Source organism: uncultured Desulfobulbus sp. (assembly GCF_963662935.2).
Taxonomy (GTDB): domain Bacteria; phylum Desulfobacterota; class Desulfobulbia; order Desulfobulbales; family Desulfobulbaceae; genus Desulfobulbus.
Genome location: NZ_CAXXTL010000003.1, coordinates 283,929 through 310,096, shown reverse-complemented (window position 1 = coordinate 310,096; position 26,168 = coordinate 283,929). Strand labels below are relative to the sequence as shown.

Below are 26,168 nucleotides of genomic sequence, written 5' to 3'. Positions count from 1 at the left end.
GGTCATGAAGATTATTGTCTGCGTCAAACAGGTTCCGGACGCCAAAGATGTCCGGCTCGACCCCAAAACTAATACCTTGGCACGCGAAGGGGTGGATTCGATCATGAACCCTTATGATCGCCATGCCCTGGAAGAAGCGGTCGCCATCAAGGAAAAGCAGGGCGGCACGGTAACAGTGATTACCATGGGACCGCCGCAGGCCGAGGCGGTGCTCCGCGAGGCCATCGCCTGTGGAGCCGATGATGGAGTGCTGATTTCTGATCGAGCCTTTGCCGGGGCTGACACCTGGGCTACTGCTTATACACTGGCTAAGGCCGTGCAAACGCTTGACGGGGCCGACCTCATTCTCTGTGGCAAGCAGGCGATCGATGGTGATACTGCCCAGGTCGGACCAGGGTTAGCTTGCCGCTTACAGGTGCCGTACGCCACCTGCGTCCAGAAAACGCGCAATGTAACCGCTGGCACTATTGAGGTGGAGCGGATGATGGACGACGGTTTTGATGTTCTCCGCCTGCCTCTACCTGCCTTGATGACGGTGGTCAAAGATATCAACGAGCCCCGGGTCGCGTCGTTAAAAGGTAAGATGAAGGCAAAAAAAGCAGAAATTCGACAACTCTCCGCCGCTGCTATTGGTGCTGATCCGCAGTGCATCGGACTAGCCGGATCGCCGACGCAAGTCGTGCGCGTCTTTCCTCCAGAACCTCGGGGAAACCGCAAGATATTCTCGGGAAGCGTCGAGGAGCAGGTCGACCAACTGGTTGCCTGTCTCAAGGCGCATCTCTAGGCAAAGAAGAGCTTCACCTTTACAATCGAGTTTTTTTCTATGCTGATTATCGATAGTGAGAAATGTACGGCCTGCGGCATCTGCGAGACCAGTTGCGCTTTCGGGGCTATCAGCGTCGTGTCAGATTGTGCGGTGGTCACCGAATCCTGCACACTCTGCGGTGCTTGTGTTGACAATTGTCCGGTCGATGCCCTGCGTATTGAAATTGCGGAGAAACGTACACAGGTCGACATCATTGAGTATGTGGGGATTATGGTGTTCGCCGAGTATCGCCACGGTAAGGTCGCGCCAGTGAGTTATGAGTTATTGGGCATAGGCCGCAAACTCGCTGATAAGCGCGGGGTCAAACTCAGCGTGGTGCTGCCCGGTGGCACAGTGGCCGGTTATGCGGGCGACCTCATTGCTGCCGGAGCAGACACCGTTTTCCTCGCCGAACACCCGGTGTTGGAGCAGTTTCGCGAGGACGTGTATGCCAGGGTCTTGGAGCAGGTGATCCGGGAACAAAAACCCGAGGTGGTTCTTGCTGGGGCCACCGCCATCGGCCGGTCGGTCATTCCTTTTGTGGCCACCGCCATCGACGCTGGTTTGACCGCTGATTGCACTCACCTGGAAATCAGAGAAGAAGACGGCATGTTGCTACAGACGCGACCCGCCTTTGGAGGCAATATCATGGCGACCATCGAATGCCCACACACCCGGCCACAGATGGCCACCGTCCGGCCAAAGGTTATGGCACCAGCTGAACCCGATTTTTCCCGTAAAGGTGTAGTTATTTCGGTGGAGCTACCGCCAGGTCTGGTGCAGTCCAAGATTGAAGTACTTGAAACAGTGGTCAACACCGAAGATCAAGTCAATATTCAGGAAATGGAAACCCTGGTCGCTGGTGGCCGTGGCCTCGATTCACCCAAGGGATTTGCGTTGATCCGGGAACTGGCCTCTGAACTCGGAGGTGCGGTGGCCGCTTCGCGAGCCGCCGTCGATTCCGGTTGGATTCCTTATCCGCATCAGGTCGGCCAGACAGGCAAGACAGTCAGCCCCAAGCTCTACATAGCCTGCGGGATATCCGGCGCCGTGCAACATGCAGTGGGCATGCAGTCCGCTGAAATCGTGGTCGCCATTAATCGTGACAAGAGCGCGCCTATTTTTGATATCGCCACCTATGGCGTGGTTGGAGATCTGTATGAGGTTGTGCCTCAGTTGATTAAACGGCTTCAGGAGATCAAAAAATGATGCTGGAGAAGATGATTGCCGTAGTCACCGGCGGTAGCCGCGGCATCGGGCGGGCTATCTGTGTGAAATTGGCCTCTATGGGTGCCATCGTCGGTATTAATTATGTATCCAATCCGGCGGCAGCCGAAGAAACTTTGAAACAGATCGAGGCTCTGGGAGGTAAAGGGTTTACGGTCCGTTTTGATGTTGCCGATGGCGAAGCGGTCCAGGAAAATTTCAAAGAAATTATCGCTACTCATGGCCAAATTGACATTCTTATCAACAATGCTGGCATCACCCGCGATGGCTTGATGGCGCGCATGAAAGAGGATGACTGGGACAGCGTACTTGATACCAATCTGAAAGGTGCGTTTCTCTGCAGTAAGGCAGTGATGCGGACCATGATGAAAAAAAGGTGGGGTCGGATCATCAATGTATCGTCGGTGGTTGGTTTTGTCGGCAACAGTGGCCAGGTTAATTACGGTGCGGCCAAAGCTGGTTTGACCGGTTTGACCAAATCCATGGCGAGGGAGCTGGCTGGACGGAACATCACTGTCAACTGTGTTGCTCCCGGATATATCGTCACCGACATGACGGACGGCCTTACCGAAGATGTCCAGGAAGCACTCAAGGCCCAAATACCTCTGGGCACCTTGGGAACACCGGAAGATGTTGCCGCTTCAGTGGGTTTCTTGGCATCAACTGGCAGTAATTACGTTACTGGTCAGACCCTGCACGTCAATGGCGGGATGTATATGGGACATTGACAAGAGATACCCGAATGTCTACTCTTTCGGGCATTGTTTTATAACAGAACAATCACAAGACTATTTTGAGGAGAATAACAATGGCTGTTGAAGATAAAATGATTGATATCATCGTCGAACAACTGAGTGTCGACCGCGACAAAGTCGTCCCAGGCGCTTCCTTTGTCGACGATCTTGGTGCTGATTCATTGGACTTGGTCGAACTGATCATGGCTATGGAAGAGGAATTTGATGTCGAAATTCCTGACGAAGAGGCTGAGAAGATCGTAACGGTGCAAAACGCCATCGATTTTGTCTCGAAAATTCAGAACTGAGTCGAGGCTTGCAAGCGTGAAACGACGGGTCGTTGTAACTGGGATTGGCTTGGTCACGCCACTTGGTATTGGGACCGAGCAGACGTGGAATGCTCTGATCAACGGACAAAGCGGCATCGGACCGATCACCCGCTTTGATGCCTCTGATCAGGCTTCGCAGATTGCTGCTGAGGTAAAAGGTTTTAATCCTGAGGATTGGTTTGAAAAAAAGCAGGTGAAAAATCTGGATCCCTTTGTGCAATACGCTGTTGCAGCAGCAGACATTGCCTGGAAAAGCAGCGGCCTGTCGATTACCGATGACAATGTCAATCGGGTTGGGGTCATAACCGGCTGTGGTATGGGCGGTCTCCCCACCATTGAAGAGTATCATAGTGTTCTACTTAATAAGGGGCCGCGCAAAATAACGCCTTTTTTCATACCCAGGGTTATACCTAACATGCCCTCTGGCCATATTTCCATGCGAATAGGCTGCAAGGGCCCCAATCTTTCCCAGACTACGGCCTGTGCGGCCGGGACCCACGCGGTGGGCGAAGCTTTTCGTCATATCGTTTATGGCGATTGCGATGTGGCCATAACCGGCGGTACCGAATCGGTTATATGTCCGCTGGCTGTGGGTGGATTCAGTGCGATGAAAGCCCTCTCGACCCGAAATGACGATCCGACAGCTGCCTCCAGGCCCTTTGATCGCGATCGGGATGGGTTCGTTATCTCCGAAGGGTCCGGCATGTTGGTTCTTGAGGAACTGGAGTCAGCGAAACGTCGTGGAGCCACCATTTATGCTGAGATCATTGGTTACGGTCAGACCAGCGATGCCTACCATATAGCCGCTCCACCAGAAGATGGTGAAGGAGCTGCTCGCTGCATGGCCGCAGCCTTGCGGGATGCGGGACTTAATCCCGAAAATATCGATTATATCAACGCCCACGGCACCTCGACTCCGCTCAATGATAAATGCGAGACTCTGGCCATCAAAACTGTTTTTGGTGTACACGCCAACAAGTTGGCTGTCAGTTCCACCAAATCGATGACCGGTCACATGTTGGGCGCAGCTGGAGGGATTGAGGCAGCATTCACTGCCTTGAGCCTCTATCATGGCATCCTCCCGCCCACTGCCAATCTGCAGAACCCGGATCCTGATTGTGACTTGGATTATGTGCCCCTCACAGCCCGGGAGGTACGGATTGAAACAGCCATGTCGAACTCCTTTGGATTCGGTGGTACCAATGGGGTGGTTGTCTTCCGGCGGTTTAAATAATTTGAAAGTTATGGAGCAAACACTTGAATGTTGCATTGGGGTGTGACCATGGCGGATTTGCTCTTAAACGAGAGCTGGTCCAATTGCTTGAACAGTCCAACCATACGGTCATCGATCTGGGGAGTTATTCCGAGGAATCGGTCGATTATCCTGACATTGCCGACAAGGTCTGTGCGGCAATCAAGAATAGGTTCTGTACGCATGGTATTCTGATCTGTGGGACGGGTATCGGGATGTCGATAGCCGCCAACCGGCACCGGCACATTCGGGCAGCACTTTGCCATGAGGCCTTCTCCGCCAGAATGAGCCGAGAACACAATGACGCCAATGTTCTCTGTCTCGGTGCACGAGTAGTTGGGATTGCCATTGCTTTGGATATCGTCAAGATCTGGCTCGAAACCAAGTTTGCCGGCGGGCGTCATCTGCGAAGGATCAGCATGATGGGGTAGTCGGTTGACACCTGTTTCGAGTTTTTCAAACCGGTATGCTTTTGCACAAAGCTGCCGGTTTTTTTTTTGGAAATAATTTACTCTCTTTTTTCAAATTATGCAGGGTGTGTCATGAAATGTCCCTATTGCGGTCATTTGGATAGTCGGGTGATTGATTCGCGGATCAATAAAGACAAGACGATCACCCGACGTCGACGGGAGTGTGATTCCTGCCAACGCAGGTTCACCACCTATGAACGCATTGAGTTGACACTGCCGATGCTAATAAAAAAAGACGGCCGGCGAGAGCCTTGGGACCGAGGGAAAATCGTCGTTGGATTGGAAAAGGCCTGCGAAAAGCTGGCGGTCAGCATGACTGATATCGATCTTTTTGTCGATGCTATCGAGCAGAAATTACAGGACTATGGAGGCAAGGAAATTCCCACCAGTCAAATAGGTGAATGGGTGATGGAGGCATTGCCTGCGCTGGATGAGGTGGCCTATGTTCGATTTGCTTCGGTCTACCGACAGTTCAAGGATGTCAATGAGTTTATGGACGAACTGAAATTCTTCCTTGGAGAAAAAGGAAAACACTGACCACTCGGGCTACGCATGCAAAACGATCACATCTATTTTATGGAGTTAGCCTTGGTCGAGGCGAGAAAGGGTCTCGGGCGAACCTCGCCGAATCCGGCGGTGGGCGCTGTCATTGTCTATAATGGCAAGATCGTAGGCAGGGGATATCATAAAAAAGCCGGAACTCCCCATGCCGAGATTAATGCCATTTTCGACGCCGGTGAGCAGACGAACAACGCTACGCTCTATGTTACCCTGGAACCCTGTAATCATACGGGGAGAACACCTCCCTGTACCGAAGCCATTGTTCGTAGCGGAATTGCGCGAGTTGTCATCGGTATGTCCGACCCTAATCCGCAGGTGACCGGGGGGGGAGGGGACTTTTTGAGAGCAAGGGGGATTGAAGTATGCAGCGGGGTGCTAGAGCAGCAGTGCAGAGAGCTCAATTACCCCTTTATCAAGCACAGCGCCACGGGATTGCCATGGATCATTATGAAGGCGGGATTGAGTCTCGATGGCAAAATCACCTTTCATCCCCGGCAAGCAGGCGCACTGACGGGTCCTGAGTCGAAACGATATGTACATCAAATACGCAATCAGGTTGACGCGATTTTAATCGGTGTTGAAACGGCAATAATCGATAATCCCAATTTGACCACCCGGCTTGAAGACGCAGGGCAGACGCGTGATCCACTCCGCATCGTCCTTGATTCTTTTTTGCGTTTACCGGTGGACGCGCGCATGCTCACCCAAGATTCCGTCGCTGAAACATGGGTCATCTGCGGTGAAGGGGCCTCCATGGAAAAAGAAGCCCGATTGGTTGCAAGGGGAGCAAAGGTTTTTCGGCTCCCAGGCAGCGATGTCGGAAGGGTTGAATTGTCGGCCTTGCTCATTTTTCTAGGGGGGAAGAATGTTACCTCAGTGCTTGTAGAAGGAGGAGCACAAGTGCATGGAGCCTTTTATCGTCACAATCTTGTTGATGAATTAGTTCTGTTGTATGCACCGCTCATTATTGGTGATGACGGCACACCTCTGGTTCGCGGGTATGGTCTTGGTAGCCGGGAGGATGCGCCACTCTTGCACAACGTATCCCTGCAATTATTGGGGAAAGATCTGCTGTTTAAAGCCATTGTGCAACGATAAAAAAATTATTGCTGGCTAAGAGCCTTCATTTCCCCCCATTTCTCCTTCAAAGCCTCTATGTTAGCAAAGCGAAAACACATCTCTACGCTGTCGTCCTCAAAAAATGGGCTTGGCTTGATGGACGTCCCTTCTGGAACTTGCAATCCTTGAACAATTTGCTGAAAGGTTTTTTCCATAGCTGATTTTTCTGGCCAATACATTTCATACAGTGTTTGCAGAAGCCCTTGCAACCGTTGAGGAACATTTTTTACCACAAATGCTTGATCCGCAGGTAGCCATTCTCGGATAAGTACCTGAACAGGCGTGTTTTCCCTCAAGGATAATTCCGTGACCATTTCAACCAGTTTTTGTTGCTTTGATCCACCAAGTTGGTAGGTGCTAATAAGCCGGACCAAAACCCCTTGGTCTTCATGTGAGAGAAATTTAAACAGTTTCCCCGTTTTAAGTGACAGGATTCCCTGATGCAAGGCCGCGATGGCCAATGGGGAAAGTCGAAGAAGGTCGGTGAGTTCATCGAGTTTGTAGAGCTGAGGCTTGTGTCCCATCAAGGAGAGGAGGGAGAACGTCTCCTTGTCGGCGAGTTTTTGTCGCGCCTGTTGTAAAAGATACGCCTGTAGAATGGGGCTGGCCTGGGGAGCATCGAGCCCGTGGAGGATCTGCAGAGAATAGAGTTGGAGCGGGGGAGTGGAGCGGGGGAGAACTTGACAGGCGGCTTTCTCTATCCCCAGCGAAGTGATCGCAGAGAAAGATGAATAACCGGCAATGATCTGATATTGTTTCTCTGCTTGTTGCCAGACCAGCAAAGGGACTGTTTGACCAAATAGTTGTAATCTTTCAACAAGCAGAGAGTCAGGGCGTTCATGAAGCGACCGGATAAAATCGTCGGGATGATCAATGAACTGACAACTAATCGTTTTGAATGGGTAACTCGGCTGCATTGCAATATTTTTTTAAATGCAAATATAGATATGGAAAGTGGAAGAGTTAAATGTCAGCTATATGAACTTTTCATGCTGCTATGAAGCAGCCGCTATCGAGGATTAGGGAAAAACAAAAAAGGCGCCGCTTGCAGCAGGCGCCTTGGTCAAACTCGATACAAAATTAGTTTTAATCGGAATTAATGCGAGAGCGAAGTATTCCAGAGGGTTTGAAAGTAACGACCCGTCTGGCATCAAGTGTGAGTTCGCTCCCTGTCTGTGGGTTTCGACCTCGACGGGATTTTTTATCTTTGATATTGAACTTGCCAAATCCACTAAGAAGTAAGTCTTCGCCTATAATTAAGGAAGATTTGGACAATGAGAGAAAGGTTTCGACAGAATCCGTGGACTGCGATTTTGTCAGGTTGGGATGCGCCTTGTACACCTGCTGCACCAGATCAGCCTTTGTTAGAGTCATTTTTGTACCTCCAGGATAACTCGTGAAGAGAGGATCATTTTTTTAAATACTTGCTCTATAATAGGAAGTAATACAGCAGGTTGTCAACCTGGTTTATGAAAGAAAAGAAAAGGCCGAGATTCCCGCAAACTGTGCCACCCGTCCCAGTTCCTCCTCAATCCGTAAGAGCTGGTTGTATTTCGCTACTCTATCGCTTCGTGATGGAGCCCCAGTTTTTATTTGTCCTGTGTTTAGAGCGACAGCCAGATCCGCAATGGTTGCATCTTCGGTTTCACCTGATCGGTGCGAAATAACAGCGGTATATGCGGCCCGATGGGCCATGTCAACAGCATCGATGGTCTCGGTGACGGAGCCGATTTGGTTAAGTTTTATCAAAATGGAGTTGGCAATTTTCTGGGCTATGCCTTTCTTTAGAATACTGGTGTTGGTGACAAAAATATCGTCTCCAACCAGCTGGATCTTCTTTCCAAGGGCATTCGTCAGCTGCTTCCACCCTTCCCAGTCTGATTCATCCAAACCGTCTTCAATGGAAATCAGGGGATATTTATTCACCCAGTCCGTATAAAAGGCGATCATCTGCTCGGCTGTTTTATTCGGATTTGACTCTGCCCCCAGAACATAGGTTTTTTTATCTCCGGAATAAAATTCACTCGCAGCCGCATCAATACCGATAAAAATATCCTTGCCTGGAGAATATCCTGCGTGAACAATCCCTTCGAGAATTGATTCCATGGCTTCTTCGTTCGAGCGCAGGTTGGGGGCAAAGCCTCCCTCGTCACCTCCGGCGGTGAGCAGGCCTCTTTTCTTTAAGACAGTTTTCAGGGCATGGAAGGTTTCAGCTCCCATGCGCAGTGCTTCAGAAAAGGAGTGTGCTCCTGCAGGCAGGATCATGAATTCTTGGATGTCCACGTTGTTATCTGCATGTGCCCCTCCGTTGAGGATATTCATCATAGGCACAGGCAGCACCTTGGCATTGACACCGCCAAGATAATTGTAGAGCGGTAGGTCAAGTTCCATGGCCGTCGCTTTGGCAACTGCCATGGAAACACCAAGAATAGCATTCGCTCCAAGATTTTCTTTGTTGGCAGTCCCGTCGAGCGCAAGCATGGTACTGTCTATGACCACTTGCTGTGAGGATTCAAATCCAAGCAAGGCTGGGGTGATGCGTTCGTTGACATTCTCTACTGCTTGCAGTACACCCTTGCCGCCATACCGTTTGTTGTCCTTGGTGTCTCGCAACTCCAAGGCTTCCCTTGTTCCGGTGGAGGCCCCTGAGGGAACGGCGGCCCTTCCCATGGCACCGGTTTCAAGATGCACTTCGACTTCGACAGTTGGGTTTCCCCTGGAATCAAGAATTTCTCTAGCAAGTATGCCGGTGATCTCGCTCATACGGATAAAAGCTCCTAATGCGGTTGTTGAAATATTAGATTTTTCCAGCCATTTGAAAAATTGGCAGATACATAGCTACTACAAGTCCGCCAATCATGCCACCGAGAAAAACCATCATAAATGGTTCGATCATTGCCGTCAGATTTTCTACGGCCTGATCAACTTCTTCGTCATAAAAATCGGCAATTTTTTCGAGCATGGTATCGAGCGCGCCGACTGATTCTCCAACATTGATCATTTGAACAACCATGTTGGGGAAAACCCCCGATTCTTCCAATGGTTCAGCTATCGGTCGCCCCTCGGCAATGCTTTCCGACACTCTAAGAACGGCTCGTTCCACCACTTTATTGCCTGATGTTCTCGCAACAACTTGAAGCGCATCTAAAATGGGTACGCCGCTTTGCAACATTGTGCTGAGAGTCCGAGTGAATTTCGAAACAGCTACTTTTCTCGTCAATTGACCAATAACAGGGGCCTTGAGAACAAACGAATCGATTTTGAATCGACCTTTTTCCGTAGCGTAGATTTTTTTAACTCCATAAAATAAAAGTATAAAAACTATTATGATGTACAAAATATTGTGTTTGACGAAATCACTCATGTCTACAACAAGTTGGGTGATAGCCGGAAGGGCTGAGTTCAGGCTGGCAAACATTTCGACGAAAACGGGGATAACAAAAACCAGAATAACAACGAGGATCAGAATGGAGATGGCTAAACAGATAACCGGATAAGTCATGGCTCCCTTGATCTTTTTCTGCAAAGCCATAGCCTTCTCTTTGAAAGCGGCCAACCTTGAAAGAATAGTGTCGAGGATACCGCCCAGTTCACCCGCTTCAATCATGTTGGCATACAAATTATCAAAGACTTTTGGATGTTTCCTCATGGAATCAGCCAAGGTCGTGCCACTCTCAACATCGTTTTGAATGGCAGTGAGCACCGATTTGAAGGTTGGGTTGCTTTGCTGTTTACCTAAAATTTGCAGGCATTGAACGAGCGGTAAACCTGCATCGATCATGGTAGAGAGTTGTCGCGTGAAGATGACAATGTCTTTCCCGGTAACTGTCGGTTTAAAGAGCTTGATATTTTCAAAAATATCTTTTGGTTTTATTTTTATCGTCGGGTTGTCAATCCGCATACGCCTGAGTTGAGCACGTACTCCGGTTTCATCGACAGCTTCGATTTCGCCCTTGCGTTTTTCACCAAAACTATTTTTTCCCTTCCAAACATAGATCGGCATGAAGAGGTCTCCGGCAATTTCTTGAAATTTTGTAAAAAGTAGCAGCGATAAGGTGTTGACAGATACTTCTTTAGTTTTTATAAATAGCGCCTTTGAATATCGAGAATGGCGTTAGACACTTATTTTTTATTGTATGGAAGATTTTTTTCTGATTCAAGAAAAAGTTTATATTTTTTCAGGAGTTGGCAATATGCAAACAAGCAATGCGGCTAAATTCAACGATGGATCGTTTCTGCCGGTAGTTGAGCAGTGCGAAGGATGTGAGCGAATCGTTGAGGCGGAAGGTGGTAAATTCTGTGATACCTACATGAATCCAGGGGCAAAATGGCGGCTGGGCATATGTAATTTTGCAACTCATGCAAAACCGGAAGTCACAATTGTAAAAATTCGTGTCAACCCGCTGAAGGCTGCGAAGAGGGCATCTCGCCGTAAGTAGGCCCCGTTTTTTTAAAGAGAGAAAGAATGCTGTGCTCTTCGCATATATATTTTGTGTGAAGGCAGAATACGCAACTTCTTCACACCCCCTCTAGCTGCCCCCTATTTTTAACGCTCTCAAAATCCAGTTCCCTTCAGTCTAAAAGGTGAAGGGAATTGGATAGTTCCCCCCCATCTTTGCCCCACTGTACCCCCTGTATATATAAAATCCAGCATCATGCATGGTGGTCTGGGTTATGAAACATGGCGAAGCGCACCGAATAATGCTGTGCCAACTCGAACAATAGTGGCTCCTTCCTCAATAGCCACCGGATAATCACCGGACATGCCCATTGAAAGCTCAACATGCGAATTATCCGCGAAAAGATTGAGAGCGGCAAGTCGTTTGGCACAATCTTTCAATTCCCGGAAATAGGACCTGCTGCTCTCTGGATTGGAACAGAAGGGGGGCATTGTCATCAGTCCAAGAATGCGGAGATTGGTTTCCTGGGAAATCTGGTAAAGCAGTGCCTCCGCCTCTTCAGGGAGCACCCCTGATTTTTGTTTTTCTCTGCCAGTATTGATCTGGATGAGCACAGATAATTTTTTTTTGAGCATTTTTGCATGGCTGTCTAAAGCCTTCGCAACCTTCAATCGGTCCACCGTTTCGATTACGTCGAAAAGCTCCACTGCCTGTTTAACCTTATTACTTTGCAAATGGCCTATGAAATGCCAGCTGACGGTGGGGGGGAGGAGGGCGATTTTGCCTGCAGCCTCCTGGAGGTAATTTTCTCCGAAAAGCATTTGGCCATTTTCTATGGCTTGCCGCATAAGGTCGACGTTGATCATCTTGCTGACAGCCACCAGCTTGATGTCTTGTGGGTCTCTATCGACCCTTCTGGCCGCTTGTGCAATTGTCTCCAGGATTTGGGCAAGATTGTCATGAATCATGAGTCTTCTCCGAGAGGTTGAAAAGCCGAACGGCGTTGGCTGTGGTTGTTTGGGCGACCTCGTCAAGGGAGACCTGCTTTAGTTCCGCCACCTTCTGTGCCGTATACAGCATCAATTTTGGTTCGTTTCGTTTTCCCCGAAAGGGCACCGGAGCCAGATACGGTCCATCTGTTTCCAGCAGCAGGTGCCGGAGGTCGATGGTGCGAATAACCTCATGGAGAGTGTGGGCATTGGTAAAGGTGGCCACACCTGGGATCGAGATGTGGAAGCCCAGATCGATCATCTCTTCGGCCAGTTGCAGGTCGCCGGAGAAACAATGCATCACGCCCCCTTGAGGAAAAGGACCGACTGACCGGATCAAGCCGCAGACATCGTCATGGGCTTCGCGATCATGGATCACAACCGGCAAGTCAAGATCCTTGGCTAGGTGGAGCTGCTCGGAAAAAATTTTGAGTTGTACATCGCGCGGGGCATAATTTTTAACGTAATCAAGGCCAATTTCCCCGTATCCGACCACGGATCGATGAGATGCCAGGTCGGCAAGCATCTTCAGGGCGCCGGATGTGGCTTGATGCGCATCGTGGGGATGGAACCCGATGGTCGCAAAGATATTGGGGTAGCGATCAGACAGGGCCACCGCCTCTTTGGAACTTAGATAATCAATTCCAATGGTGACAATGCGCTTGATGCCGTGTTGAAGAGCCGATTGGATGACGTCTTCTAGGTCAGGCTGGTAGGCTCCCATGTCGAGATGGCAGTGGGTGTCGATGAGCTCAGCCTGATCAGATAGTTTGGGGAGCGGGAATGTTTGTTGTTGCATCGGGAGATGGTGTTAAAGGAATACTTGTTGCTGAATGGATCAAGAGTAGCTGGAAAAATTGAAATCGATTTGTTTTCATCCCGCAGGCTAGGACAATACATCTGTACCATAGTGAATGTTTATTGACATTAAAACCTTTATTTTTTACAACTGTTTGGCTCGGTTTTTTCTTTTCGCCCTTCCTCGCCGTCTTGCCCTCTAGATTGATGAGTCTCAGCCTGGTTTACAGAGCTTCTGGCCTGAAGGCGCCCAGAGTTCGAGCCGTTGCCTGGAAAAATTGGGTTATTGTATCGTTGTCGGAGTCGAAAAAACGTTGATGATTGGAAAGAGAAGAGCGTCTGCTTTCTTTCGCGGGGCCTTTTTCGGCTCCGAGGTCATACTGTTGCAGGATAAGTGCATGTTTATTACTAGAACCGGAGGATGAGTCAAATGAAAAAAAGTAATGAAATGAAGTGGTTTGTTTTCCTTGGTGTGGCGCTGCTCCTCATTTCCGCCGGCTGTGCTTCGAATAAGAGTATGGTGGGATCCGATGCTGCCGGCTTGCCGCAAATCAGCAATTTTGCTGATGATATCAAAGATATTACCCTGCCCACCGAGCTTGCTTGGGATCGGAAAAATTCGATGGTCATTAAGACCGAATCGTTTCGAGGCGGTATTTTTACTTATAAAGGAAGAGTGGAGGTTATGTCCTTGAAGGATTATATGGTCGCCTCCATGCAGGATAATAAATGGCGATTGGTGGGCGAGACCGCCTCAAAAGATATTATGCTTGCTTTTGTCAAACCTAACAAGACCTGCATGATGGTGATTTCCGAAGGTGTTCTTGGAAAAACCGAGCTCAAGTTGTATGTGGCCATCGACAAAACGGCCGGAGCCAACGCCAGCGCTTCCAGTAATTCTTTTTCCCAGTAAGTTTAATTTGCATGTCTGGTCTTCAAGGGAAAAGAGTTCTCCTCGGGGTTACCGGATCCATTGCCGCCTATAAGGCTGCGGAATGGGTCCGGTTGTTGGTCAAGGAGGAGGCGATGGTGACGGTTGTCATGACCGAGGCTGCCGAACGATTTATTGCGCCCCTGACTTTTTCTGCCCTTTCCGGGAATCCGGTCCATCGCGATATGTTTGACGAGACCCCTGACCGGGTCATGGCGCACATTAATCTGTCTCGGGAGGCTGACGTCATATTGGTTGCTCCTGCCACAGCGCAAACCATTGGCCGGCTCGCGCACGGCATGGCTGATAATCTGTTGGCAACGGTTGTTCTGGCTGCCCGAATTCCCGTGGTTGTCTGTCCCGCGATGAACTCGGCCATGCTGTCCCATCCTGCCACACTGGCGAATATCAGTCGCCTGGAACAATTCGGCTATCATCTGGTACAACCTGGTAGCGGTTCCCTTGCCTGTGGCGATACGGGAGACGGGCGTTTGGCCGATTGGGATGTCGCTCGGGAAGAACTGCTGGCCCTGTTTCAACCGGCGGATCTCAAAGGGCGAAAAATTCTGATCACCGCCGGTCCAACCAGGGAACCGCTGGATCCTGCTCGTTTTCTCAGTAATCGTTCGAGCGGCAAAATGGGCTTTGCCCTGGCGCGCGCGGCTCGGCGCAGAGGGGCGGAGGTTACACTGGTGACAGGTCCGGTTCACCTGCCCGACCCGCCTGGCATAGAAGTGGTTCGAGTGACTACCGCAGCAGAAATGGCAGCGGCTGTTTTTGAGCGGGCGAAGACAATGGAGGTTATTGTTAAATCAGCGGCAGTTGCCGATTTCAAGCCGTCCACCTATGCGTCACATAAAATTAAGAAGGCGCAGCAAGGGTTCCATCTGGATCTGGTCAAAAATACTGACATCTTGACTGAACTAGGAAAAAATCGTTTTCCGGGACAGGTTCTGGTTGGTTTTGCGGCTGAAAGTCGAGATCATGTTAGCGAGGGGCAACGAAAACTTCGGGAAAAAAATCTGGATCTGATAGTGGTCAACGATATCCTTGGCTCAAAAACAGGTTTTGATGTGGAAACCAATCAAGTAACGTTAATCGACCGGCAAGCAAGTGCTTCCTTGCCGTTGTTGTCCAAAGAAGCCACCGCCAACCGGATTTGGGATAAGGTCGTCCTGTTGCTCGAGAAGTCCGATAATGAAGTATAACCAAGGTCAGGCGATCAGGCAGTCATGCAAATAAGTCGATCAGAGCAGAAAAGACGCATCAAGGAGATTGAGAAACTCGTCTCTGAGTTGGTGGCTTTGCCACCACAGGTGCTCGGCCAGGCGCCGGTTCCAGAGGAACTCCGGGAGATGCTGCTTGAAACGGCCAAGCTGCAGGGCAGCGTTAAACAACGCCAAGTGAAATACCTCACCAAGCTGGTGCAGGAGCATCCTCTCGAAGATCTGTACGCATTGGTTGGCAGGCATCGCGGCAAAACTCTGTCGGCCCAAAAGCAGTTGCACACACTGGAATTCTATCGCGATGCTTTGGTCAATGAAGCTCTGGAAAAACAGCGAATTTGTCGTCAAAACAACGAGGAGTGGGGGGAAAGCTGGGCAAGCGATACCCTGATTGACCTCAAAAATCACTTGCCTGAGATAGATGAGCTCACCCTTTCCCGACTCTCCTATTTATTCTCCCGTACCCGAAATCCTCGATACAGTCGGGAAATTTTCCGCTACCTCCGTGCTGTGCAGGAATTGCAGCAACGAAGCAGTCGGCGCCCTGAAGAGGCATAATCCTGCATCAGGAATCGATCAGTGTTTTCTTCTTTCGTCATTAGGCTAACCGGGTAAGCATTTTTCCATGTTTCTGTGCCTCTTGTTTTTAAGAGGTTGAGACTGGTCAGTCAGTTCGCCCACCAATCCTGGAGTCCGATCATTCCGCCTGCCTTATTTTCCTGGCATAGGTGGCTGCCTCCATTCCGGCAACGCACCCCTCCCCAACGGCCTTGGCCATCTGGTAAGGAGGGCCAACAATGTCGCCCGCAGCATAAATGCCAGCAATGTTGGTTCCCTGTTGCCGGTTGGTGGCAATGTACTTGAACGATTCCGTGTCGAGTTGTACGCCGATCTGGGTTGCGAGCTCTAAAGCACCCTTGGAACCCAATTCGATGAAAATACCTTCTGTCTCAAGGGATTGGCCATTAGCCAGCAGTAACGAGGTAACCACCCGGTCACCGTTGATCTGTTTGATTGAACTGGCAACGTGTTCCACCTTGCTCGCCTCCAGTCGAGCAAACAATTCTTTCGAGACGTGGAGTTCTTCTGCAACGAGATAAACCTTGGAGGCATAATCAAGCAGAGTTAAAGCGCCGTCCACAGCAGCACTGCGGTCACCAGTGACGGTTACGACTGCACCCCGGTAAAAATTGGCGTCACAATCCACGCAATAGGAGACCCCCCGGCCGGAAAGCTCTTTCTCGCCGGGAACACTGAGTTTCTTTTTTGATACACCCATGCAGAAAATAAGGGAACGAGCGGTGATGGTCGTACCGCTTTCCAATTCGAGATGAAAAAGATTTTCTTCCTGGGAAATTTTAAGTACGTCTTCGGCCGAGGTCTCAGCCCCGAAATTTTTGGCCTGCTCCAGGCCGACGCGGAGGAGGTCGGCTCCCGTGGAAATACCGGCAACAAAGGCGTAATTTTCGATATGGGCATTATAAAGAGCAGAATTTTCTATACGTCCCAGCACCAAAACCCGGGTTTTTTTCCGGGAGGCATGAATGGCGGCCTGAATGCCGGCCGGACCGGCTCCTATGATGACGACATCGTACGGCTGTCCTGACATGTGCGGCTCCTTTTTGCGAGATAATTCGAGGAAGGGATTTCGCCACCGATGATGCCTTTCGATCGTTACGAATCCCTAGCGATTTGTACAGCATCTCCAGATCAAGGTCGACAGAATTATTGATTTCGTATATAATTTGGGGTTATTGTGATCGACTTCTCCAGTCGGTCCGACCCCTGCAACGAAGGCAGACCTAATGGGGTGCACCCTCTCTTTTGGCCCGCTTGCAGATCTTGCCGAAACCGGCAGATCATCGGTTGCAGAGCGGGTTATGTTTTGTGCACTTGTCTCGGCTGCGTTGAAATGGGTATAAAGACTCTTTCTCGTAGGTGTTGGGAACAACGCAAGATTAACTTCAACAAGAAGGAACGTCGTGGATTTATCTATCTTTGAAATTATGAAACATGCCGGGATGATGGGCAAGTTGATCATGTTCATTCTGCTCATCTTTTCGGTCATTTCATGGTCCATTGTCATTATGAAATTTCTTATGTTCAGGAAGGCACGGAACGCTTCCTTGGATTTTCTCGATGCTTTCTGGGACAGCAAAACCTTGAACGAGGCTCACGAAGCAGCACGGGAATTTCCACTCAGCCCCGAAGCCACGGTTTTTGTTACCGGATACAATGAGTTAAAAAAGATCAGCGCCGCACGGAGCACCGGACAAACCCCAGCCACCTTGGAGATGCAGTTGGCGACCATGGACAACCTCAAGCGGGCGGTTCGAAAAGCCCAGTTTCTGGAGTCTGATCGCTTGGCCAATTCGCTTGCTATCTTAGCTACCACCGGCAGCGCTACCCCGTTCATTGGTCTGTTTGGCACCGTTTGGGGCATTATGGCCTCTTTTCAGAGTATCGGCGAACGTGGGTCAGCCTCATTGGCGGTTGTTGCTCCAGGTATTTCTGAGGCGCTCGTGGCCACCGCCGCCGGTCTTGCCGTCGCTATTCCGGCTGTTATTTTCTATAACTATTTTGCTAATAAGGTCGCCGAATTCGATTCCAATGTGGAAAGTTTCAGCACGGATTTTATCAACCTGATTGAAAGAGACATTCTCACCAGGACGTGATTGTATGGGACCTTTAGGAAATAATAAGGGCAAGCGGGGATTGGTTGCCGATATCAACGTCACGCCGCTTGTTGATGTCATGCTTGTTTTATTGATCATATTTATGGTTACCGCCCCAATGATGACCCAGGGGCTTGAGGTTGAACTCCCGGAAGCGACCACCAAGGCACTTCGTCAGCAGGAGGAGCCGCTTGTGGTGACGATCAAAAAAGAAGGGGATGTCTATCTCAAAAAAGAAAAAGTCACCTCCCTTGCCTTGCAGCAGCAGTTGCGTGACATGCCGCCTGAGGTAAAAAAACAGGGGATATTTCTCCGTGCAGATAAAAATGTTCCCTACGGTGTGGTGACATTGGCCATGGCCGATATCCATGCTGCAGGGTTCGAAAAGCTGGGAATGATCACCGTGCCGGCTGAAAAAGTGAAGCAATAGGGACTGGTTGGACAGCTGTGCACTATACCGAATCAGAATTTTTTTTCCAACAGCAGGAGGCTGATCGACGATGGTGGCTGGCCTCGACGCTGGCTATTGGGGTGCATGTGGCTGTTGTTGTGATGGTCATGTTTATGCCTTCTCTTTTTGAGGTCAAACCCATCATCGAGGAAGTGGTCTCCGTGAGTCTCGTTGCCATGCCGGATTCCGGTGGTGCCGCGTCCCCCCCACCTGCGGCAGCCACTAAGGCCAGCCAACCCGTTGCCGAAAAAAAAGTGGAGCCTCCTCCGCCTCCCCCACCTCGATCTGAACCGGCAGCCCCGCCAGAACCGGTGGCGCCACCTGAACCCGTTTCTCTGCCATCGACGCCGAAGGAGAAAGTTGCGGTGCAACCTGAAACCGTCGCCCCTGAACCTGTTGAAACAAAAAACCCGATTTCCCTTGCTCCCGATAAACGAAAGATCAAGAAAGCCCAGGATACCCGGCTGGAAGAGGAGAAGGTGAAGGAGCGCGAGCAGGAACAGCGCAAACAGGAAGAGAAGGAACTGCAGAAAAAAATTGAGGAACGCAAGCGGGAAGCGGATCAACGGAAACAGGAAGAGAACGAGCTGCAGAAAAAGATCGAGGAGCGTAAGCGCGAAGCCGAACGTAAGGAAACGCAGCGGCGTGAAGATGAGCGGCAAAAGGTCATCGCCCAGGCTCGGGCTGAACAAGCCAAAGCTGAAAGTGAGGCGCGTGCGGCTGCAGCCGAAGCTCGCGACCTTGCCGCGCAAGCCAATGCCGCTGCCAACGCTGCCGCGGCAGTTCGTGCCGACGCCGCTCGAAAGTCGCAGGCCATGCAAAGTGCGGTCACGGGAGGCTCCGCCGGTAGGCAACATGCCCAATCGATTGTTGAGCAGACCTACTGGGGGGCTGTGGCGCAAAGGGTGAAGACCTTCTGGGTCTTGCCGGAAATGCGAAAGTGGGATGCGGGTCTGCTTGCTCAGGTCGTCATTACCATCAATAAAAACGGCGAGGTGACCAATATTCAGTTCGATCAACGCTCGAAAGATCCCCTCTTTGACCAGTTGGTGGAAAAAACCATAAAGAATGCGGCTCCGATGCCTCGTTTTCCGGCGCTGATGCAACAGGAAACGACTGAAGTCGGGTTTAAATTCAGACCCGGTGAGCTTGGCAATCTGTAAGAGATCGTGTATATACAAAAGGCTCATTATCTCTCTTCCTTCTAAACATCTTTTCACAAACGGTTATGATGCATAAACGACATGTTGCAACGGTCCTGGCTCTGGTCGCGTGTTTTTTTGTCTGCTCTTTGACAAAGGAGAGCATGGCGGAGCGTGCATACTTTGATATCACCGCCTCTGATGTGCGCAAAATTATGGTGGCGGTCCCTAATTTTTCTGGAGATGGCCAGGGGCCAACGGTCGCGCAGCTGCTCACCAAGGGATTTGCCCTGCATGGTTTTATCAGCGTCATTGATTCGAGCCGGTATGGCGGCGGCAAGGATGGCGATTGGAAGAGTCTCGGTGCCGATTACGTGGTCATGGGACAGGTGGGTGCTGATCCCGCCGGCATCGTGATTGAGGGACAAATTCTCGATGTTGCCAGTAATAAGCTCCTTGCCGGCAGGCGTTATAAAGGTGCCGCTGCCCAGCTCGAAGATATGACGCTGCGGCTTTGCGATGCCTTGATTGAGGATTTCACCGGAGAAATGGGTGTCGCTCGAACCCGCATGGCCTTTGTTTCCGACGCCACAGGTCGGAAAGAGGTGTATATCACCGATATCCTCGGTCGACACCCGCGTCAGGTAACCAGCCATCGGGCCCTGTGTGTGTCTCCTCGTTTTACCCCGGACGGCAATTTTCTGGCTTATTCCACTTACCACCGTGGCAACCAAGATCTCTACATTACCGATCTGCGGCAGAACGCCAGTACCAATGCTCTTTCCCGTCGCAAAGGGCTCAATCTGGCTCCCGCCTTTTCTCCTGATGGCCGCTCCATGGTGCTCACTTTGAGCAAGGGCGGCAATCCTGACCTGTACAGCATGGATCGGCAGGGGGAGAGTCTCCAGCAGTTGACCTCCGGCGCTGGAATCAACGTTTCGCCCTCCTTTTCTCCCGACGGCCAGTCGATCGCTTTTGTTTCCGATCGTAGTGGCAAACCTAATGTGTATGTCATGAGCGCGGCTGGCGGTCAGGCTAAACGGTTGACCTTCAAAAACTCGGAAAACAGTGAGCCGGCATGGTCGCCAAAAGGCGATGAGATCGCTTTTACCGGCCTGCAAGGTGGGGCGTATCAGCTTTTTATCATGGACCGTAACGGCGGCAATCCGCGCCAATTGAGTGCTGGGGGAGGGAATTATGAATCGCCCACCTGGTCGCCTGATGGCCGCTTGATAGCCGTTACCCGGAAAAGCGGCAGCCACTCTGAAATTTGTGTTGTCAGTAAAAACGGTAAAGATGTTCGGACCCTCTTTACCCTGAAAGGAAATCAATCCTATCCGCAATGGTCCGGCCGTTTGCCCTGATGGGATGCGACAAAGAAGGATATTCGCCCTCCGCGCTATCCTATGTAACGAGCCGAATATGTTGATGGCCTCTGAGAGAAAGGGAGTATGAGCATTATGAAAACCATTAAAAATATCGCACTGGCCGGTTGTTCGCTGCTGTTGTTGACTCAATGCGCCTCGCAGGATGAGGTGCAAAATTTGCAGTATCAACTTCGGGCGGTTAATCAGAAGCTTGAGGACGTCAAAAGCACCACCGTCAACCAGATGCAAAAAAAACAAGCCAGTTCTGTCAGCAAAATTGATCAGGTTGAGGATGAAACCCAGAGAATTAAATCGAGTATAGAGGAAAACGCCAGCCAAACCAGCCAGTTTCGTGACCATGTAAATCAAAACATATCCAAAGTGCAATCCTCGGTTGATACGATGAAGACCGATCATGATGCCAAGATTTCCGAGCTCAATCAGAAGGTTGCGGTTCTGGAGGAAAAATTGGCCTTGGTGAGCGAGAATTTTAGCAAGGCGCAGCAGGACCGGATCACCGATGCTGAAAAACGGGCACAGGCCGCCTCGCAAAAGGCTGAGGCAGCCAAACAAAAGGCTGCCCAGGCGAGTGCTGCCACAGTCACCCCGCCACCGGCTACCCCGACTGCACCTCCGGCCGCTGCGACAACAACTGCCGGCGTGGTTAAGGTGAACCCCGATACCAAAAAGACCAAGGTTGCCGCCGTAACACCAGTCGTTGCCGAGCCTACTCCGGCTAAAAAGACGGCTGAGCCAGCAAAAGAACCGGCCGCCGCTCAGCCTGCTACGACAGCCGCTTCAGGAAAAAGCGCCAGTGCCACTCCCGCCGCCACCGGAAAAAGCGCAAGCCCGGTCCCAGCTCCCGCCACCGAGAAAAGTGCGGCGCCTGCTGCTGCCCCGGCTGCCGCCGCTTCTTCCGACCCCTTTTCTCAAGGGATGAACCAGTACAAGGCAAAAAATTACAAAGAGGCCTATAAATCCTTTGAGCAGTCGCTTTCGGCCAATCCTAACGGATCTCAAGCTGCCAAGACGCTGTATTATATGGGTGAAACCTTGTATAGCCAGGGCGAATATGATCTCGCTATTCTCGATTACCAGAAAGTTATTTCTAACCACGGTAAAGACGCCCTCACCCCTGGTGCTCTCCTCAAGCAGGGCATGTCTTTTGAGAAGCTGACCGACCACGAGACCGCAAAAATTATCTATAAAAAATTGATCAGCGACCATGGCGGCAGCGCCGAAGCAGCACAGGCCAAGGAAAGATTGGGTAAACTGTAAGAGCGGCTGTTGACGGCGGGAGCAAAAAAACAGCGGCTTGATTTCCTGATCGTTGAACGGGGATTAGCGGACACTGTTGACTTGGCCCGACGGTTGCTAGGCGCGGGCAGTGTTCAGGTTGAGAACCGGGTCTGTGACAAAGCAGGGACGCTTGTTGATCCAACCTGTACAATAGCAGTCAAAACCACCAAGCGGTTTGTCAGTCGTGGCGGCGATAAACTTGAAGCCGGTCTGCTCGGCACAGCGGTGAACCCCCTCGGGTACACTTGTGCTGACATCGGTTGTTCAACCGGCGGTTTCACCGACTGCTTACTGCAGCATGGGGCGAAAAAGGTGTACTGCGTTGATGTCGGTTATGGCCTCCTTGACTGGAAACTGCGGCAAGATGGGCGGGTCGTTGTCCTTGAACGCACCAATGCCCGTCACCTCACCAGACAGCAGATGGCCGAACCCCTTGATTTGGCCGTGATCGACGCCTCGTTTATCTCGCTGGAACCGCTTCTTGCCCCCTTGCTCCCCTTTTTCCAGGACGCAATTCGAATTTTAGCTCTTGTCAAACCGCAGTTTCAATTGCCCCGTGAAATGGTGGGGCCTGGTGGGGTTGTTGCAGATGCAACCTTGCACCAGCAATCGCTGGCGATGGTCAGGCAGTTCGGGCAAAATTTGGGGCTGCATTGTGCGGGTGTTGTCGCCTCGCCCGTCAGAGGCGCAAAAGGGAACCAGGAATTTTTTATGTTATTGACCAATTCTTCCGAGGGGGAAGAATGAAGGATCGAATAATCTGGAACAAGGAGATCGTGATGTTGTTTCGACCACTGACTAAATGCATACCAATGAGTTTGCTGGCCTCTGCTTTTGCCCTGACCACCGCCTTTGCCGGCGAATATATGAGCGTCATCAAAGACGGAGTGAATTTGCGCTCCGGCCCCAATACCAACGCTGAAATCCTTTTTCAACTGCCGGTTGGCTACCCGCTGGAAGTGCTGAGTAAAGAAGGGCAGTGGCTGAAAGTGAGCGATTACGAGGGTGACAAAGGGTATATTCAGGAGTCGCTGGTTAATAAAACCCCCCATGTGATCGTCAAGGTGAAAGAATGCAAGGTCCGCAGTGGTCCCGGTGCCAACGAGAAGGTCGTGGGCAACGGTGTCAAGGATGTCATTTTCACCAAGAACGAGCAGAAGGGCGATTGGATAAAAGTAACCCATCCTGACCTCACCGGCTGGGTGCATAAAGACCTTGTCTGGCCCTGAGTATTCGTTTTCCCCGCTCCAGGGTTTCCCCGATTGACCGGGCAAAATCAACCGGCAGCCGCACCTCCTGTCCCGCCTTGTTCTGGAAGAGGAGGTGTTGTTGCCGGAATCCGAACAAGAAAAGATCACGTGTAATCTCAACATCCTTCCGGCAATACTCTGCGAGTTTTTTCATCTCCCCCTGCTTGAACCAGCGCAAGGCATCCAGGCCGTCCCCGTCTTTTTTCACCATCAGGGTTTTTTCTGCTAACCTGTCCAAGCTGAGCCGATATCCCAATTGGCCGGTGATTGCCTCAAGGATATCAAAAGATGGCAGCAGGCTGAGATCTTGCTTGGTGTAGGCCGAGAGCACCTTGTTGTCGAACCGTTTATTGTTGAACCCGACCACCAGATCCAGAGCAAACAGCCGTTTGATCAGTTCTTCAATGGTGTTCTCGGTGAAGGTGGTGAATTGTTGCCCCTCGCTCTCATAAAGCACGGCGACGCTGATCTGCATCAGGTTGGCTCGGTGCCAGCCGCCAACTTCCTGGGCCGATTTCTGTGTTTCCACGTCAAAGACGCCGAACTTTTTCGGAAGATCAAAGGCTTCCTTTAGGCTGACCGCAGGCGTTCTAAGCGGGACAGGCCGTTTGGTACCGGGTGGATTTTTTTCTAGTTGCTTGGCATAGAGTTGCTCCAGAATAAAGAGACAAGCGTGTTTGTCGAGGGGCCGGTTGCCGGAACCGCATTTGGGCGAATGGACACAGGAGGGGCAGCCGAGATCGCAGGGGCAATCGCTGACGATTTTCCGGGTCTGTTCAAGCAGGATGGCCATGGCGGCAAAGGCCTTGGAGGTCAACCCCATGCCGCCGGCGTATCCATCGTAGACAAAGACCGCCGGGCCAGCTACCTGATCATGCCAAGGGTGGGAAATGCCGCCGATATCGTTGCGGTCGCAGAGCACCAGCAGAGGCATCAGTCCGATCATCGCATGTTCCATGGCGTGGATGCCACCCATGAAATGTAATTGTGCCGCCTCGGTCTTTTTTTGCAGCCAATCCGGAATTTCGATCCAGAAGCCTTCGGTCTCAAAGATCTGCGGTGGCAGGTCGAGGAGGATCCGGTTGATGATTCGCATGCTGCCCTGCGCTATTTTTTGGTAACCGGTAATTCGTTCAGTGACCCGCAGTGCGCCGAAATGGACAAAAGTCGCACCGCACCGGATGCTGCGGCGGACCTCCAGAATCTCGGTGGTTTTCTCGGTCAAAACCCTGGTGAAATAGGAAGGCTTGACCGGTGAAACCAGAACCTCCCGGCCTTCCTGATCCAGGCTGTCGACATGGTAGGTGCAGGCTCTATGGAGATAGATGGCGCCGGGGTGGCACTCCCGCAGGGCACGGTAAGCGTCGATCTCGCCCAACACCTTTCGTTGTGGCAGCTCAAAAATTGCCATTGTGGTGCCGCCGCCGCGGAGATTGACATGGCGTTGCGGATAGGTCTGGGGCGAGAACCAGGTGGCACCATCCGCCGACTGCAGGAGTTGTCCGTCCTTGGTCAGGCGATCAACAAGTGTAGCCCTCTCCTTGCCCAGCAGCAGAGGATCGGTCAGGGTGAGCGGCAGTTCGGCAGCGGCACACACCATCTGGGGACCGGCGATGAAGGGATTGTCGGGGTTCATGGTCACCGGTTCTACTGGCCGGGTGAAGAATTCCTCAGGATTGCGCATGAAATACTGATCCAGGGCATCCTCATGGCCGATCAGCACCACCAGCGACTCCTGGTTTTTCCTGCCGACCCTACCAGCCCGTTGCCAGGTAGCCATCATCGATCCGGGGTAGCCGACCAGGATACAGATATCGAGGTTGCCGATATCAATCCCCAGTTCCAGGGCTGAGGTGGAGATCACGCCCAGCAGGTTGCCGTTGGCCAGGCGATCCTCAATGTCACGGCGCTCCTCCGGCAGAAAACCGGAGCGGTAGGAGGCGATCAGGCCTTTTTGTTCTTTGAGCCGCCCCTCGGTCCAGATGGTGATCAGTTCGGTCATTTTGCGCGACTGGCAGTAGACAATGGTGCGCAGGCCCCGGCTGATTGCGGCCTCCAGCAACTGGCTGGCGCTGGCGGCGGCGGAATCGAGGGGGTTGAGCAGGAGGATGTTGCGAGCGGCACTGCCCGCCCCGGATTGAGTCACCTCTGTCACCGGCGCGTCGACCAACAGCCGGGCATGTTCCCCGGGGTTACCGATGGTGGCTGAGGCCAGAATAAAGGTGGGGTCCGAGCCGTACAGGGCGCAGATGCGTTTGAGCCGCCGCATCACCCAGGCCACGTGCGAGCCAAAAACGCCCCGGTAGGTGTGGACCTCGTCGATGACCACATGCCGCAGGTTTGCCCAGAAGTGGCCCCAACGGTCATGGTAGGGCAGCATCGAGAGATGCAGCATGTCAGGGTTGGTGATCAGGATGGGCGGTAGAAAATCGCGGATTTTCTTGCGGCGGTATCCTGAGGTGTCGCCGTCATAGATGGCTGCGGGCTGCTGCTCGCAGCGGATCGCCTCCGGCAGCATTCGCCAGAGCCTGTCGACGGTTTTGAGTTGATCCTGGGCTAGAGCCTTCAGGGGAAAGAGATAGAGGGCCTTGGCGGAAGGGTCGCGGAGAAAGGTCTGTAAAACCGGCAGGGTGTAGATCAGGCTCTTGCCTGAGGCGGTGGGTGTGGCTACCACCGTATTCTTGCCGGCCAGGATATGGGCGATGGCCGCATGCTGGTGGGTGTAGAGGTTGTGCACCCCCATATCCCGGACCAGTTGTTGCAGTTCGATTGCCAGGTGATCGGGTGGAGTGGTGGTTGCCGCTGTGGCCGCAAGAATGCGGTGATCCACAACCTGCGGCCCGAATTTTTCCGAAGCTTTCAAGGCGAGGATATATTCCGCCACCGTGCCACGTTCCGGTCTCATCTCATGCGTCCGAGCATCGCTCACGTCATTGTTTAAAAAAATCTTGCCTATCCGCCGCTGAAAATGTATTGGACCGTGTTGGAGTTGTTTTTTCGGATTCGTCTCGCATGCCGCGCTTTTCTCTTTCCTGAAAAATCCACCTCTCCATGGGCAACGGCTTCACGGTTGTCACACGATTTTTGTTCATCGAAGCCGGTGGCAAGGGTTGGGCCCATACGGGACGACAAAGCCGGGCAGT

Annotated in this window: 27 protein-coding genes; 19 read left to right on the top strand and 8 right to left on the bottom strand. The window is 51.6% G+C overall.

Annotation, left to right across the window (positions count from 1 at the left end; genetic code table 11):
- Window positions 1–4 precede the first annotated feature (4 nt).
- The 8 genes from ACHZCX_RS20150 to ribD all read left to right on the top strand — a co-directional run bounded on the left by ACHZCX_RS20150 (window position 5) and on the right by ribD (window position 6,476).
- Window positions 5–784 carry an electron transfer flavoprotein subunit beta/FixA family protein gene (locus ACHZCX_RS20150; protein ID WP_319589001.1) on the top strand — a complete coding sequence of 260 codons (780 nt, stop codon included), beginning with the start codon at window positions 5–7 and terminating at the stop codon, window positions 782–784.
- A gap of 39 nt (window positions 785–823) precedes the next feature.
- Window positions 824–2,014: an electron transfer flavoprotein subunit alpha gene (locus ACHZCX_RS20145; protein ID WP_319589000.1), complete on the top strand. Its 1,191-nt coding sequence runs from the start codon at window positions 824–826 to the stop codon at window positions 2,012–2,014.
- Window positions 2,011–2,760, top strand: coding sequence for a 3-oxoacyl-[acyl-carrier-protein] reductase (gene fabG, locus ACHZCX_RS20140; protein ID WP_319588999.1), 750 nt, complete (start codon window positions 2,011–2,013; stop codon window positions 2,758–2,760). The genes ACHZCX_RS20145 and fabG overlap by 4 nt, the downstream gene beginning before the upstream one ends.
- 80 nt (window positions 2,761–2,840) lie before the next feature.
- Complete coding sequence (gene acpP, locus ACHZCX_RS20135) at window positions 2,841–3,074, top strand: acyl carrier protein (protein WP_319588998.1); 234 nt, start codon at window positions 2,841–2,843, stop codon at window positions 3,072–3,074.
- 16 nt (window positions 3,075–3,090) lie between these two features.
- The gene (gene fabF, locus ACHZCX_RS20130) at window positions 3,091–4,329 is read left to right on the top strand and encodes a beta-ketoacyl-ACP synthase II (RefSeq protein ID WP_319588997.1); all 1,239 of its coding nucleotides are present in this window, start codon (window positions 3,091–3,093) and stop codon (window positions 4,327–4,329) included.
- Between the two features lie 23 nt (window positions 4,330–4,352).
- A complete protein-coding gene (gene rpiB / locus ACHZCX_RS20125) occupies window positions 4,353–4,778 on the top strand; it encodes a ribose 5-phosphate isomerase B (RefSeq protein WP_319588996.1) in 426 nt (141 codons plus the stop codon).
- Window positions 4,779–4,889: 111 nt separating this feature from the next.
- A complete protein-coding gene (gene nrdR / locus ACHZCX_RS20120; protein ID WP_319588995.1) occupies window positions 4,890–5,354 on the top strand; it encodes a transcriptional regulator NrdR in 465 nt (154 codons plus the stop codon).
- 15 nt (window positions 5,355–5,369) lie between these two features.
- The gene (gene ribD / locus ACHZCX_RS20115; RefSeq protein WP_319588994.1) at window positions 5,370–6,476 is read left to right on the top strand and encodes a bifunctional diaminohydroxyphosphoribosylaminopyrimidine deaminase/5-amino-6-(5-phosphoribosylamino)uracil reductase RibD; all 1,107 of its coding nucleotides are present in this window, start codon (window positions 5,370–5,372) and stop codon (window positions 6,474–6,476) included.
- A gap of 5 nt (window positions 6,477–6,481) precedes the next feature.
- On the opposite strand, the gene ACHZCX_RS20110 is transcribed toward ribD, so the two are convergent.
- From ACHZCX_RS20110 to ACHZCX_RS20095, 4 genes are all read right to left on the bottom strand, one after another.
- Window positions 6,482–7,414, bottom strand: a complete 933-nt coding sequence (locus ACHZCX_RS20110) for a hypothetical protein (protein WP_319588993.1) — start codon at window positions 7,412–7,414, stop codon at window positions 6,482–6,484.
- A 169-nt stretch (window positions 7,415–7,583) separates the two neighbouring features.
- Window positions 7,584–7,871 carry an integration host factor subunit alpha gene (locus tag ACHZCX_RS20105; RefSeq protein ID WP_319588992.1) on the bottom strand — a complete coding sequence of 96 codons (288 nt, stop codon included), beginning with the start codon at window positions 7,869–7,871 and terminating at the stop codon, window positions 7,584–7,586.
- 93 nt (window positions 7,872–7,964) lie between these two features.
- On the bottom strand, window positions 7,965–9,260 hold the full coding sequence (gene eno, locus ACHZCX_RS20100) for a phosphopyruvate hydratase (RefSeq protein WP_319588991.1): 1,296 nt from the start codon (window positions 9,258–9,260) through the stop codon (window positions 7,965–7,967).
- Between the two features lie 34 nt (window positions 9,261–9,294).
- Window positions 9,295–10,500 (bottom strand): type II secretion system F family protein, encoded by a 1,206-nt coding sequence (locus ACHZCX_RS20095; protein WP_319588990.1) that lies wholly within the window; start codon window positions 10,498–10,500, stop codon window positions 9,295–9,297.
- 133 nt (window positions 10,501–10,633) lie between these two features.
- Between ACHZCX_RS20095 and ACHZCX_RS20090 the strand changes: the two genes are divergently transcribed.
- Window positions 10,634–10,936: a PxxKW family cysteine-rich protein gene (locus tag ACHZCX_RS20090; protein ID WP_319588989.1), complete on the top strand. Its 303-nt coding sequence runs from the start codon at window positions 10,634–10,636 to the stop codon at window positions 10,934–10,936.
- A gap of 233 nt (window positions 10,937–11,169) precedes the next feature.
- On the opposite strand, the gene ACHZCX_RS20085 is transcribed toward ACHZCX_RS20090, so the two are convergent.
- Together ACHZCX_RS20085 and ACHZCX_RS20080 are read right to left on the bottom strand one after the other, a co-directional pair.
- Window positions 11,170–11,865: a YggS family pyridoxal phosphate-dependent enzyme gene (locus ACHZCX_RS20085; RefSeq protein ID WP_319588988.1), complete on the bottom strand. Its 696-nt coding sequence runs from the start codon at window positions 11,863–11,865 to the stop codon at window positions 11,170–11,172.
- Complete coding sequence (locus ACHZCX_RS20080) at window positions 11,855–12,685, bottom strand: TatD family hydrolase (RefSeq protein ID WP_319588987.1); 831 nt, start codon at window positions 12,683–12,685, stop codon at window positions 11,855–11,857. Before ACHZCX_RS20080 ends, ACHZCX_RS20085 begins: the two co-directional genes overlap by 11 nt.
- A gap of 420 nt (window positions 12,686–13,105) precedes the next feature.
- Here ACHZCX_RS20080 and ACHZCX_RS20075 point away from each other — a divergent pair, with 420 nt between their 5' ends.
- Genes ACHZCX_RS20075 through ACHZCX_RS20065 form a run of 3 tightly spaced genes read left to right on the top strand, consistent with a single transcriptional unit; the run spans window position 13,106 to window position 15,399 of the window.
- Window positions 13,106–13,597 (top strand): hypothetical protein, encoded by a 492-nt coding sequence (locus ACHZCX_RS20075; RefSeq protein ID WP_319588986.1) that lies wholly within the window; start codon window positions 13,106–13,108, stop codon window positions 13,595–13,597.
- An 11-nt stretch (window positions 13,598–13,608) separates the two neighbouring features.
- Window positions 13,609–14,823 carry a bifunctional phosphopantothenoylcysteine decarboxylase/phosphopantothenate--cysteine ligase CoaBC gene (coaBC, locus tag ACHZCX_RS20070; RefSeq protein WP_319588985.1) on the top strand — a complete coding sequence of 405 codons (1,215 nt, stop codon included), beginning with the start codon at window positions 13,609–13,611 and terminating at the stop codon, window positions 14,821–14,823.
- Between the two features lie 24 nt (window positions 14,824–14,847).
- Window positions 14,848–15,399, top strand: a complete 552-nt coding sequence (locus ACHZCX_RS20065; protein WP_319588984.1) for a DUF615 domain-containing protein — start codon at window positions 14,848–14,850, stop codon at window positions 15,397–15,399.
- A gap of 139 nt (window positions 15,400–15,538) precedes the next feature.
- On the opposite strand, the gene ACHZCX_RS20060 is transcribed toward ACHZCX_RS20065, so the two are convergent.
- The gene (locus tag ACHZCX_RS20060; protein WP_319588983.1) at window positions 15,539–16,450 is read right to left on the bottom strand and encodes an FAD-dependent oxidoreductase; all 912 of its coding nucleotides are present in this window, start codon (window positions 16,448–16,450) and stop codon (window positions 15,539–15,541) included.
- Between the two features lie 373 nt (window positions 16,451–16,823).
- On the opposite strand from ACHZCX_RS20060, the gene tolQ reads away from it, so the two are divergent.
- From tolQ to ACHZCX_RS20025, 7 genes are all read left to right on the top strand, one after another.
- On the top strand, window positions 16,824–17,516 hold the full coding sequence (gene tolQ / locus ACHZCX_RS20055) for a protein TolQ (protein WP_319588982.1): 693 nt from the start codon (window positions 16,824–16,826) through the stop codon (window positions 17,514–17,516).
- A gap of 4 nt (window positions 17,517–17,520) precedes the next feature.
- Complete coding sequence (gene tolR / locus ACHZCX_RS20050; protein ID WP_319588981.1) at window positions 17,521–17,946, top strand: protein TolR; 426 nt, start codon at window positions 17,521–17,523, stop codon at window positions 17,944–17,946.
- 17 nt (window positions 17,947–17,963) lie between these two features.
- Window positions 17,964–19,130 carry a cell envelope integrity protein TolA gene (tolA, locus tag ACHZCX_RS20045; protein WP_319588980.1) on the top strand — a complete coding sequence of 389 codons (1,167 nt, stop codon included), beginning with the start codon at window positions 17,964–17,966 and terminating at the stop codon, window positions 19,128–19,130.
- A gap of 143 nt (window positions 19,131–19,273) precedes the next feature.
- Entirely contained in the window at window positions 19,274–20,473 is a 1,200-nt protein-coding gene (tolB, locus tag ACHZCX_RS20040; protein WP_319588979.1) for a Tol-Pal system beta propeller repeat protein TolB, read from the top strand.
- A 96-nt stretch (window positions 20,474–20,569) separates the two neighbouring features.
- Window positions 20,570–21,754, top strand: a complete 1,185-nt coding sequence (locus ACHZCX_RS20035; protein ID WP_319588978.1) for a tetratricopeptide repeat protein — start codon at window positions 20,570–20,572, stop codon at window positions 21,752–21,754.
- A 9-nt stretch (window positions 21,755–21,763) separates the two neighbouring features.
- Window positions 21,764–22,522, top strand: a complete 759-nt coding sequence (locus ACHZCX_RS20030; RefSeq protein WP_319588977.1) for a TlyA family RNA methyltransferase — start codon at window positions 21,764–21,766, stop codon at window positions 22,520–22,522.
- Window positions 22,519–23,004 carry an SH3 domain-containing protein gene (locus ACHZCX_RS20025; protein ID WP_319588976.1) on the top strand — a complete coding sequence of 162 codons (486 nt, stop codon included), beginning with the start codon at window positions 22,519–22,521 and terminating at the stop codon, window positions 23,002–23,004. The genes ACHZCX_RS20030 and ACHZCX_RS20025 overlap by 4 nt, the downstream gene beginning before the upstream one ends.
- On the opposite strand, the gene ACHZCX_RS20020 is transcribed toward ACHZCX_RS20025, so the two are convergent.
- Window positions 22,967–25,930: a DEAD/DEAH box helicase gene (locus tag ACHZCX_RS20020; protein WP_319588975.1), complete on the bottom strand. Its 2,964-nt coding sequence runs from the start codon at window positions 25,928–25,930 to the stop codon at window positions 22,967–22,969. The two genes, ACHZCX_RS20025 and ACHZCX_RS20020, sit on opposite strands and share 38 nt — an antisense overlap.
- Window positions 25,931–26,168: the final 238 nt, after the last annotated feature.